The sequence below is a fragment of the Desulfovibrio sp. genome, assembly GCF_019424165.1.
In the GTDB taxonomy this organism is placed as follows: domain Bacteria; phylum Desulfobacterota; class Desulfovibrionia; order Desulfovibrionales; family Desulfovibrionaceae; genus Desulfovibrio.
This window is the reverse complement of the sequence record NZ_JAHZAA010000003.1, coordinates 1-9,504: the sequence shown is the minus strand read 5'-3', so window position 1 is coordinate 9,504 and position 9,504 is coordinate 1. Positions and strand designations below refer to the sequence as shown.

Here is a 9,504-nt window from a genome sequence, read left to right as displayed (position 1 = left end):
TTCAGAAAATCCAGGAACAGGGCGGCGACATTCTTTTTGAAGGCGCGCAGGGCATTCACCTGGATATCGACCACGGCACATATCCCTTTGTCACTTCCTCCAATACCGTGTCGGGCAACGCGTCCGCGGGCTGCGGCGTGGGTCCTTCGGCCCTGCACCGCGTGGTGGGCATCGTAAAGGCCTATACCACCCGCGTGGGCTCCGGCCCCTTTCCTACCGAACAGCTTGACGACACCGGCAGCTACCTGCGCACCCAGGGACACGAATTCGGAGCCACCACGGGCCGCCCGCGCCGTTGCGGCTGGCTGGACGCCGTGGTGCTGCGCGAGAGCGTGCGCCTGTGCGGCATGACCGACATCGCCCTGACCAAACTTGACGTGCTGCAAAACCTGCCCGGCCTGCGCATCTGCGTGGCTTATGAGTACGAAGGCCGCAAGCTTGATTACATGCCGCAGGAAGAAGGCGCGCTTGAAAAGGTCACGCCCGTATACGAAGACCTGCCCGGCTTTGAGGAAGACATTACCGAGTGCACCCGCTTTGATGATCTGCCCGAAACCGTGCGTACCTACATCGCGCGAATTGAAGAGCTTGTCGGTGTAAAGGTGAGCCTGGTTTCCGTAGGCGCCGAGCGCAGACAGACCATCGTGCGCTGAGGCGCAGCCGCGCCATGACCGCGCCCATGCTTTCGGCTATTGCTGTTCCGGCCTTTGACGGGCTGAAGGAAGCGCTGAACCGTCTGGGTGCGGCCCCGCCCCAGGTGCTGCTGTTTGAAGGCGGCAGCGAGGCCCAGCGGCGTGACATGGCCCTTTACTGGGCAGCGCGCATCAACTGCCCGCAGGCGGCCCATTCCGGCGCACCGTGCCTTGCCTGTCCTGCCTGTCTGCAGATTGCAGCCGGTGAGCACCTTGACCTTGCCGCTTACGACGGCCGCATCAGCAACCGCGAAGACGAAGAAAATCCCGGCCCCGTACGCGCCTTCAACATGGAGCGCGTACGGGAGCTTAAAAGCCGCCTGCGCGACGCCCCCCACGGGAACGGGCGCCGCGTTGTTCTGCTTATGGGCCTTTCCCTTACCCGCGACGAGGCTGCCAATGCCCTGCTCAAGGCACTGGAAGAACCCTCGGCCACCACGGTTTTCGTCCTGCTCACGCCACAGCGCGAACAGTTGCTGCCCACCCTTGTTTCCCGTTCTTTCTGCCTTACCCTACCCTGGCCCGACAGCCGTGCCGCAGATGACGCCATGCGCCCGTGGGAAGAAAAGCTGGCCCATTTTCTGCTGACCGGCCAGGGGCTTCTGGACGCACTGGCCGCCAAGGGCGCACTGGACGCCGCCCAGGCCGGACGCCTTTTACTGTGTTGTCAGAAATCCATAAACCGTATACTTTCTGAAATAATAACTGATAACACTTCTCCGCTGGATACGGCTCTGGCAAACCTGGGCGCGCAAGACCTGGCCCTTGTCTGCCAATGGCTGACAGAGGCACAGGATGCCTTGCAATACGGGCTTACCCCGGCAAGGGCCGTTGAAGCCCTGGCCGCGCGCATATACGTGCTGCGCCTGCGGAGTGCGCGGGCAGAGCCGCACGTTGCGGCAGTGGCCCGCAACTGACGACAGACATACCGGATTTTCGCTGCCGCCGGAGCTGTGCCGGGGGCGGCATGGCCGGGCTGCGTGCTTGCATACGAGTCTTGATGGGGGCAAAGGGACATGCGCAGGAACTTTCGCGTCCTGAAACTTCTGGCCTGGATGCTTTTCTGCATTGTACAGGCTCTCTGGAGTTCGCCATCCCAGGCTGCTTCCCGGACTGTACAGGTGGGCATTTTTCCCATGGGCGGTTTTCACGATCTGGAAAACGGCCGCCCCGTCGGCTATGACGTTGACTACCTTGAGCAGGTGAGCAGATACACCGGCTGGCAGGTAAAGTTTGTCAACTTTGATACCTGGCACGCCGCCCTGAACGCACTGGAAAGAAACCAGATAGACCTTCTCGGCGGCGCGCTGCACACGCCCGAGCGCGCCAGGCGCTTTCTGTATTCTCCATATGCCAGCGGCATCACCTACACCGCCCTTGTCGCCGCCAAAGATACGCCCCTTGTTTACGAAGACTTCAAAAAATTTGAAAGCCTGCGCATAGGTGTCACCAGCGACAGCCCCTGGCGGGCAGACTTTATGGGCTACGCCAGCCGCAACAGCTTTACCGCGCCACAGCTTATTCCTTTCAGGCTTGCCAAAGACTCCCGCGATGCGCTGAAAGCCGGAAACATTGACGCCATACTGACGTCCGTCATCAGCCTTGAGCCAGGCGAAACGGTGCTGGCAAAATACGATCCCAGGCCTTTTTTCTATATCACCAGCCTCAACAATGCCCAGCTCATGAAAGAACTGGAGCACGGCATAGCCCAGTTGAAGCTGGAACAGCCCGATCTGGAAAACAAGCTCTCGCGGACCCATTTGTGGCGCAGCTACCAGACGCCGCTTACCAAGGCCGAAAGAGACTTCGTACGCTCCTGCCCGCCCCTGCGCGTGGGCTACAGCCCCACGCGCAAGCCCCTGATCTGGCACGATGAAAACACAGGCGAAACACGGGGCATCCTGCCGGGCATACTCCGCAGGCTCAGCCGCGCCAGCGGCCTGGTTTTCGAATTTGTGCCTATGGATGATCCGGACATGAACCTGAACGACTATTTCAGGCAGGGCAAAATAGACCTGTGCGCCGGTGTGATGTACTCCACAACGTGCAATTCCAGCTCCCTGTATACGCTGACCTCGCCTGTGCTGCGCATCGGGCTGAACCTGTACAGCAAAAAATTTTCCGAAATTCCGCCCGACGCTCCGTTGCGCGTGGCCATACCCGACGTCTGGCGCGGCGGGCGCGTGTACCTCAATGCCAATTTTCCCGCCTTGCGCGTGGTTTCATATCCTGACATCGAGTGCTGCCTTGAGGCCGTACTCACGGGCCAGGCAGACCTTTTGCTGCAAACCAGCTTTGAAGTGGACTATCTGCTCGCCAGGCCCCGCTTTCGCGAAATAATGTCCCTACAGGAGCACAGCGGCGTTGAAGACAGCCGCATGGCTGTCAGCACAGCCATGCCGCCGCCCCTGTTGAACATTCTCAACAAGCTGCTCATGAACATCGACGAAAAAAGCAAAAGCCAGATCATTTCTGAAAACATTTCCGCTGTGGCCTCGCCCATGAGCCTTTCGGATATGGTCTACGAGCACCGCACCCTGCTGGCGGTTCTGGGGCAGATGCTGCTTTTCGGCCTGGCTTTTTTTGCCTTCCTTGCCTATCTGCGGCGCAAGAGCGGCAGAACCGTGCAGGAGAGCGAGCGCCGCCTCACCAATATGGCAAACAACATCAACGGCGGCGTCATCAGCCTCATCAACAATCCCCGCCTGGACATCCGCAATGCCAACAGCGGGTTCTGGCATTTGCTGGGCTATAGCGACAATCCTCCTTCAAATCCCTGCCTGGCCGATTTTCTGAGCACCGAAGAGTCCGAAAACCTGTTCCAGTTGCTTGAAAGCCGCCGCGCGGAAAATTCTTCCGTCAATATGGAACTGCGCCTGCGCCGCAAAAACGGCCAGCCCATACCGGCCCTGCTGCGCTGCACATGGTCCAGCGAGGGGCAGGCCATAGCCCTTCCCTGCCTGGACTGCGTGGTGGTGGACATCACCGAGCAAAAGCATATGCAGGAAGAGCTGGAGCAGGAAAAAGAGCGTTACCGCATCCTGCTGGAGCAGTCGCAGGACATTATTTTTGATATGGATATGGAAAAAAAGCAGTTCACCTGTTCGCCCAATTTTGTCACCAAATTCGGCCGTGACAGTACCCCCATGTTCACTCCTGACGGGCGCCCGCGCAATGATCAGATAGTGCACCCCGACGACCTGCCCGCCCTTACGGAAATGCGGCGGCGGGTACGGGCGGGAGAACGCACTGTTTTCAGCGTGATGCGTATTCCCACGGCACAGGGACGCTACATCTGGTGCAGGGTGCAGACCACCCGCATCAGCAAAAAAAACGCGCCCCTGCATATTGTGGGAAAAATTGTGGACATTGATGAAGAGGTGCGCCGCAGAGCCGAGCTGGAGCGTCTGTCACAGCGTGACAGCCTGACGGATCTTTACAACAAGGTGGCCTTTCGCGAAAAGGTCATGCAGAACATGCCCGTCCGGCTAAAGGACGACAAGACACACGCCCTGCTCTTTCTTGACCTGGACAACTTCAAGGAACTTAATGACAACCTGGGGCATATGGCCGGTGACGTTGCCCTGATTGATGCCGCTGACGCCCTCAGGCGCATCTTCCGCAATGTGGATGCCGTGGGCCGCTTTGGCGGCGACGAATTCTGCGTCTTTGCCATGGGCATCACCCGTAACGCCGTTGCCACACGGGCAGAATCCGTGCTCAAGGCTCTGGCCATGCAGTTCGACCGCGATGGAAAAGCCGTGAACATCAGCGCCAGTATCGGCATCTATATGTTTGACGGCAGCGAAACGTCCTATGAAGAATCCCTCCAACGGGCAGACAACGCCCAGTACCGTGCCAAGCAACTCGGCAAAAACCGGTACGTCTTCTACGATGACCCGCGCATGAACCCATCGGAATCAGGGCAGGCCTAAGCCACCCAACGCTTGAAACAACCCCTGTCTTGTGCCTGATGCTCCTGCAGAATAAAGGGCAGGCTGCCCGCTTCTGTTGCGCGGAACCACAAAAACAGAATGCCCCCACTGCAAGCCCTTGCCGCAAGAACAAAAAAAGCTCCCCGAATGATGGGGAGCTTTTTGGGCAAAACACGTTTCTACCCTGAATGGCTGATGCCTGCGCACCAATCCGGCACATTCGCCGCGGACATGGCTGTAGCCACTCCGCGGCGTTACCGTTACTTCCACAGGCTGCTGTATTTGGCAGCGATACCGTCAGTGCGCTCTACCAGCCTGTCCACCAGGCCATCAACCTCTTCGTAATTGACGGTGCCAAGCTCGCGGGCCAGAAGATAGCCAAGATACCCCTTGCCCTGCTTGAAAACCCAGCACACCGAATAGACCGAGCCCACGCCCGGGCGGTCCGGAAATTCCGCCTTGGTTTCCAGCATGACGTACAGCTTGGGCTGATCCTTTTCTTCATCGTCATTCAGGGTAAACAGGCTGCTTTTGTTAAAGCGCTCTTTAAGGCTCGTGCCGAGACGCGCTCCGATGCTGTCCGTGCCTTCAACGGATACGCTGACCACTGTCACGCGATCCGCGCCTTTTTCGGGTTTGTCCTGCACGGGCTTGCCTGCCTGCGGCGTGGCAGCCGCCGCGATGCCCGCCACTGCCAGAACACAGATCAGGGCCAGAATGCCAAATATTTTGTTCATGCCTTCTCCCTCAACGGTACAGAATGTACGGCAGGCAGACGCCTTACGGCACTAAGGCCGCAAATGATGCCCTGCCTCAGCCAGTCTATATAAAGTTTAGAAAAATGAAAAGTACCGCTTCGTCCCGTTGCGCGGCCATGCGCGTTTTTATACGTCACAGCGCCTGCAACACTTTGTTACAATTTGTCATACTGGGCACACAGTTTGCCGCCCGCCCGCTGCTATATATGGAACCATGCATAATGAAACCGCTTTTTCACGGCTACAGGTTCCTGCTCCCGCGCCGATTGCAACGGGTATTTTCCGACAGGGCATGGAGTATTTGCGCGACAGGTGGCCCCTTGGGCATTCTCTGCCCGTTCCTTTGCGTTTTCTTAAAGAAACCGGCAGCCAGTGCGATTCGCCGCCATGGCATGTAGAGGCTGTGGCGCACAGAACGCCGCGCCGCCATGTATGCATTCCCTGCGGCTGGATTGCCCGCTACCTGCCGCAGGATACTCCTGTTTTTGAGCCGGGCTGCGGCAGCGGAGCCAACCTGCTGTGGCTGGCCCTCAAGGGCTTTACCCGGCTTTCGGGCAGCGACATTGACCCCCGGGTGCTGCACTTCAGCGAGCATTTGCAAAAATATCTGGGACACAGCCTGGAAACCTGGCAGGACAACGCCCTGTCACCCACCCGCCTTCCTGAAAATCAGGGGGCCATACTGTCGGTCAACTGGCTGTACCACCTGCCCGGCACATCGCTTGATGCCTTTATGGAAACCTACAGGCCCTGCCTGAAGCCCGGCGGCGTCTTTGTTTTTGACGTCATCAGCAACAGATATAACAGCGTGACCAACAACCAGTACCATACCGAAGACTGGCGCAAGCCCGAAAGCCAGCGGCGGCCCTCGGAATATACATTCCGCCTGTCGCATGAAGATGTGGAATGCCTGGCCCGCAAGCACGGTTTTCGCATTTTGCGGCGTACCCTTATCCACAGCCGCCCGCAGCGTTGCGCCTATATGCTCGGCAGGGCAGGCCTGTAAGGCCACGACAGCCCGGACGCCTGCGCAGTCCGCTGGCCCGGAACATGTTTTCGCCTGTGGCGGACCTTGCGGCCTCAGGCGTGGCGTTCATCCATCAGCGGCAACTCCAGCCGCGCCCTGAGGCCGCCCTTGGGCAAATTTTCAAGAAACAGCACGGCTCCGTGCAGGCCTGCCATGCTGCGGGCAATGGACAGCCCAAGTCCGTGACCACCCGTATGCCGGTTGCGCGAACCTTCCACACGAAAAAACGGCTCAAAAACCTTTTCGAGCAAGGCCGGGGGCATGCCCGGCCCCTTGTCGTCAATATCCACACGCAGCACGCTTTTTCTGCCGGGCAAGGCCTGCACTGAAGCGGAAAGAACCGCCTCCCGCCCATATCGCAGGGCATTATCCAGCAGGTTGTCCAGGCAGCGGCGCAGGGCCACGGGATAGACAAGAGCCAGAAGCTCAAGCTCCGGACCGGCCAGCACGACATCCTGCCCCATTTCGCGGCGGTCTTCCACAATGGCCCCAAGAAAGGCCTGCATGTCTACCTTGACGCGGTCTTCCGTATGCCTGTGGCACTGGGTCATGGCCGTTCCCATTTCCACAATGGAGTGCAGGCTCTGCACGTCTTCAAGCATTTTCTCCCGAAACGCGCCGGGCGGCGCGCTTTCAAGCCGCAGGCGCATACGGGTGAGCGGTGTGCGCAGGTCATGCGACAGGGCGGCGAAAACCCGTTCCCGCTCCTCCATAATGCCGCTGATGCGCTTTTGCATGGCGTTAAATGCCTGTGCCGCGTGGCGGACCTCACTGGGGCCTTCGTCCGGTATCATGTGGGGCATACGCTGCGAGGAACCGAATTTTTCCGCGGCTCGCGCCAGAGTGCGCAGGGGACGCACCAGCCTGTAGACAATGAGCAGCAGCAAGGCCGCAAAAACAACAAGTTCCAGACCAAGCACCACAAAGGGCATGTCTTCAAGGTGAGCGCGGTGGGCGGGGCCATCGTAACTGATGCCCAGCCAGGAGCCGTCGGCAAGTTCTATGGTCAGGCGGGCGTCGAACGAGCCGGACACGTCCCACAACGAAAAAAACCTTTCAAAAAGCGAGGCCCATTGCCCGGCCTCTTTGCCGAGAATGATCACCCGCACCTGCGCCTGCATGGCCCTCGGCTGCTGACCGGGTACGGCCAGATCGTCCAGCGCCTCACGGATATGCTCCAGAAAAAAGCGCGAAAGCGTGTCTGTTCCCTGCGGCATATCAGGATTTTTATCCAGCATTTCCACGCGCACATCTGAAAACCGCGCCAGGCTGCTCATGAGCGCTGGCCTGGCCTGCGCTGGTTCCGCTTCAAACATGCGGACGCACAGGGCTATGGTGGCGCTGTGGTTGGCCAGCATGTTCTGCACCATATGGCGTTCAAAAAAGTCGGCCACAGTCAGGATGGTCACGGTGTGCAGAATAAAAAAAGCCCCGAGCAAAAAAAGGCTCAGCCGTGAAAACAGGCTTTTGGGCAGATGGCGGTCGGTATTCATGCGTTTTCCCGGCGCACATCCGCTGTCCAGATATAGCCGTCGCCGCGCACGGTCTTTATGAGCGCGGTCTTTTCACCACCCTTGTCGCGCAGGCGGGTGCGCAAGCGGCTCACCTGCACGTCGATGCTTCTGTCAAAAGCCCCGGCATTGCGGCCCTGGGTCAGGTCCATAAGGGCATCGCGGCTCAGCACTGTCTGCGGATTTTCAAGAAAAGCCATAAGCAGACGATACTCGGCGCCACTCAGGTTCACCATAACCCCGCAGGGAGATTGCAGACAGCGGGACGCCCTGTCCAGACGCCAGCCCGAAAAATGCATGCTGCCGCTTTCTCTGGCCGGAACAGGCAGGCCCTCGTTACGCCGCAGTACGCTGCGGATACGCGCCAGCAACTCGCGAGGCTCAAAAGGCTTGGCCATGTAATCGTCCGCGCCCAGCTCCAGCCCCACAACGCGGTCAGTGCTTTCGCCAAGCGCGCTCAGAAAAATAATGGGGATGCGCCACTGCTTTCGCACTTCGCGGCAGGTCATGAAGCCGTCCTGCCCGGGCATCATGACATCCAGCACAATAAGATCCGGCCTGTCACGGCGCAAAAGCTCCATAAGCGCATCGCCGTTTTCGGCGCAGCGAACCTCAAAGCCGTGCTTTTTCAGATAGCCGGACAAAAGGTCCAGGATTTCCCGGTCGTCATCCACAAGACATATGGTCTGTCGGCGTTCCATGTTTCCCCTGCGTGTCTGTTCCGCATATTTTCAGGCGTACCCGGTATACATTAAGCCCGCGGCCGGGAACTTTCAATGGCGCGCCCGACCGCCTGCGCCGCAGACAGGAGCAGCGCAAGCCTACGGCCGGTCCGCCCTTGAGCCTGCCCGGCGGAAGCGCTACACTTGCACAAATTCCATTCATCGAGGAGCCTGCCATGCAGCGAACCCTGATTATCGACGCCCTCAACTCCACCTCGGCCCAGCCCGCCATAGTCCTGTGCGGCTGGATCCGCACACGCCGCGACGCCAAGGATTTCAGCTTTGTGGAAATCAACGACGGCTCCTGCCTCGCCAACATGCAGTGCATCGTGGACGCGGATACCCCCGCCCATCAGGGCCTCGGCGATGCGGCCACAGGGGCTGCCGTGCGCGTGACGGGCGAACTTGTACCTTCGCCGGGCAAAGGGCAGCAGTGGGAAGTGCGCGCGAGTGAAGTGCAGGTTTACGGCCTGGCCGACCCCGAAAGTTTTCCTTTGCAGAAAAAACGCCATTCCGACGAGTTTTTACGCACCATTGCCCACCTGCGGCCGCGAACCAACAAGTACGGAGCCGTATTCCGCATCCGGTCCGAGGCGGGCTTTGCCGTTCACGATTTTTTCCGTGGCCGCCGCTTTGCCTGGGTGCATACCCCTGTGCTTACCGGCGCTGACTGCGAGGGCGCGGGCGAGATGTTCCGCGTGACCACGCTTGAGCCTGGCGCGAAAAACCTGGATCAGGATTTTTTCAGCCGCCAGTGCAACCTGACGGTTTCAGGCCAGCTTGAGGCCGAAGCCCTGGCCACGGGCCTTGGCCGGGTATACAGTTTTGGCCCGACCTTTCGTGCGGAAAATTCCAATAC

At 59.3% G+C, this 9,504-nt stretch carries 8 protein-coding genes; 5 read left to right on the top strand and 3 right to left on the bottom strand.

Annotated elements, in window-relative coordinates; genetic code table 11:
* The 3 genes from QZ377_RS02080 to QZ377_RS02070 all read left to right on the top strand — a co-directional run.
* Window positions 1–653, top strand: a 653-nt coding sequence (locus tag QZ377_RS02080; RefSeq protein ID WP_291439089.1) for an adenylosuccinate synthetase, incomplete at its 5' end; no start/stop codon positions are given.
* Window positions 654–667: 14 nt separating this feature from the next.
* Window positions 668–1,609, top strand: coding sequence for a DNA polymerase III subunit delta' (locus QZ377_RS02075; protein ID WP_291439087.1), 942 nt, complete (start codon window positions 668–670; stop codon window positions 1,607–1,609).
* Window positions 1,610–1,708: 99 nt separating this feature from the next.
* Window positions 1,709–4,627, top strand: a complete 2,919-nt coding sequence (locus tag QZ377_RS02070) for a diguanylate cyclase (protein WP_291439084.1) — start codon at window positions 1,709–1,711, stop codon at window positions 4,625–4,627.
* Between the two features lie 260 nt (window positions 4,628–4,887).
* On the opposite strand, the gene QZ377_RS02065 is transcribed toward QZ377_RS02070, so the two are convergent.
* On the bottom strand, window positions 4,888–5,364 hold the full coding sequence (locus QZ377_RS02065; protein ID WP_291439082.1) for a hypothetical protein: 477 nt from the start codon (window positions 5,362–5,364) through the stop codon (window positions 4,888–4,890).
* A gap of 313 nt (window positions 5,365–5,677) precedes the next feature.
* On the opposite strand from QZ377_RS02065, the gene QZ377_RS02060 reads away from it, so the two are divergent.
* Window positions 5,678–6,391, top strand: coding sequence for a class I SAM-dependent methyltransferase (locus QZ377_RS02060; RefSeq protein ID WP_291439080.1), 714 nt, complete (start codon window positions 5,678–5,680; stop codon window positions 6,389–6,391).
* A 74-nt stretch (window positions 6,392–6,465) separates the two neighbouring features.
* Here the strand turns inward: QZ377_RS02060 and QZ377_RS02055 are convergent, their stop codons facing one another.
* Together QZ377_RS02055 and QZ377_RS02050 are read right to left on the bottom strand one after the other, a co-directional pair.
* Window positions 6,466–7,905, bottom strand: coding sequence for an ATP-binding protein (locus tag QZ377_RS02055; RefSeq protein ID WP_291439077.1), 1,440 nt, complete (start codon window positions 7,903–7,905; stop codon window positions 6,466–6,468).
* Entirely contained in the window at window positions 7,902–8,624 is a 723-nt protein-coding gene (locus tag QZ377_RS02050) for a response regulator (RefSeq protein ID WP_291439075.1), read from the bottom strand. Before QZ377_RS02050 ends, QZ377_RS02055 begins: the two co-directional genes overlap by 4 nt.
* A gap of 197 nt (window positions 8,625–8,821) precedes the next feature.
* Between QZ377_RS02050 and QZ377_RS02045 the strand changes: the two genes are divergently transcribed.
* Window positions 8,822–9,504 (top strand): amino acid--tRNA ligase-related protein (locus QZ377_RS02045; RefSeq protein ID WP_291439073.1); only part of this gene is annotated, 683 nt, incomplete at its 3' end.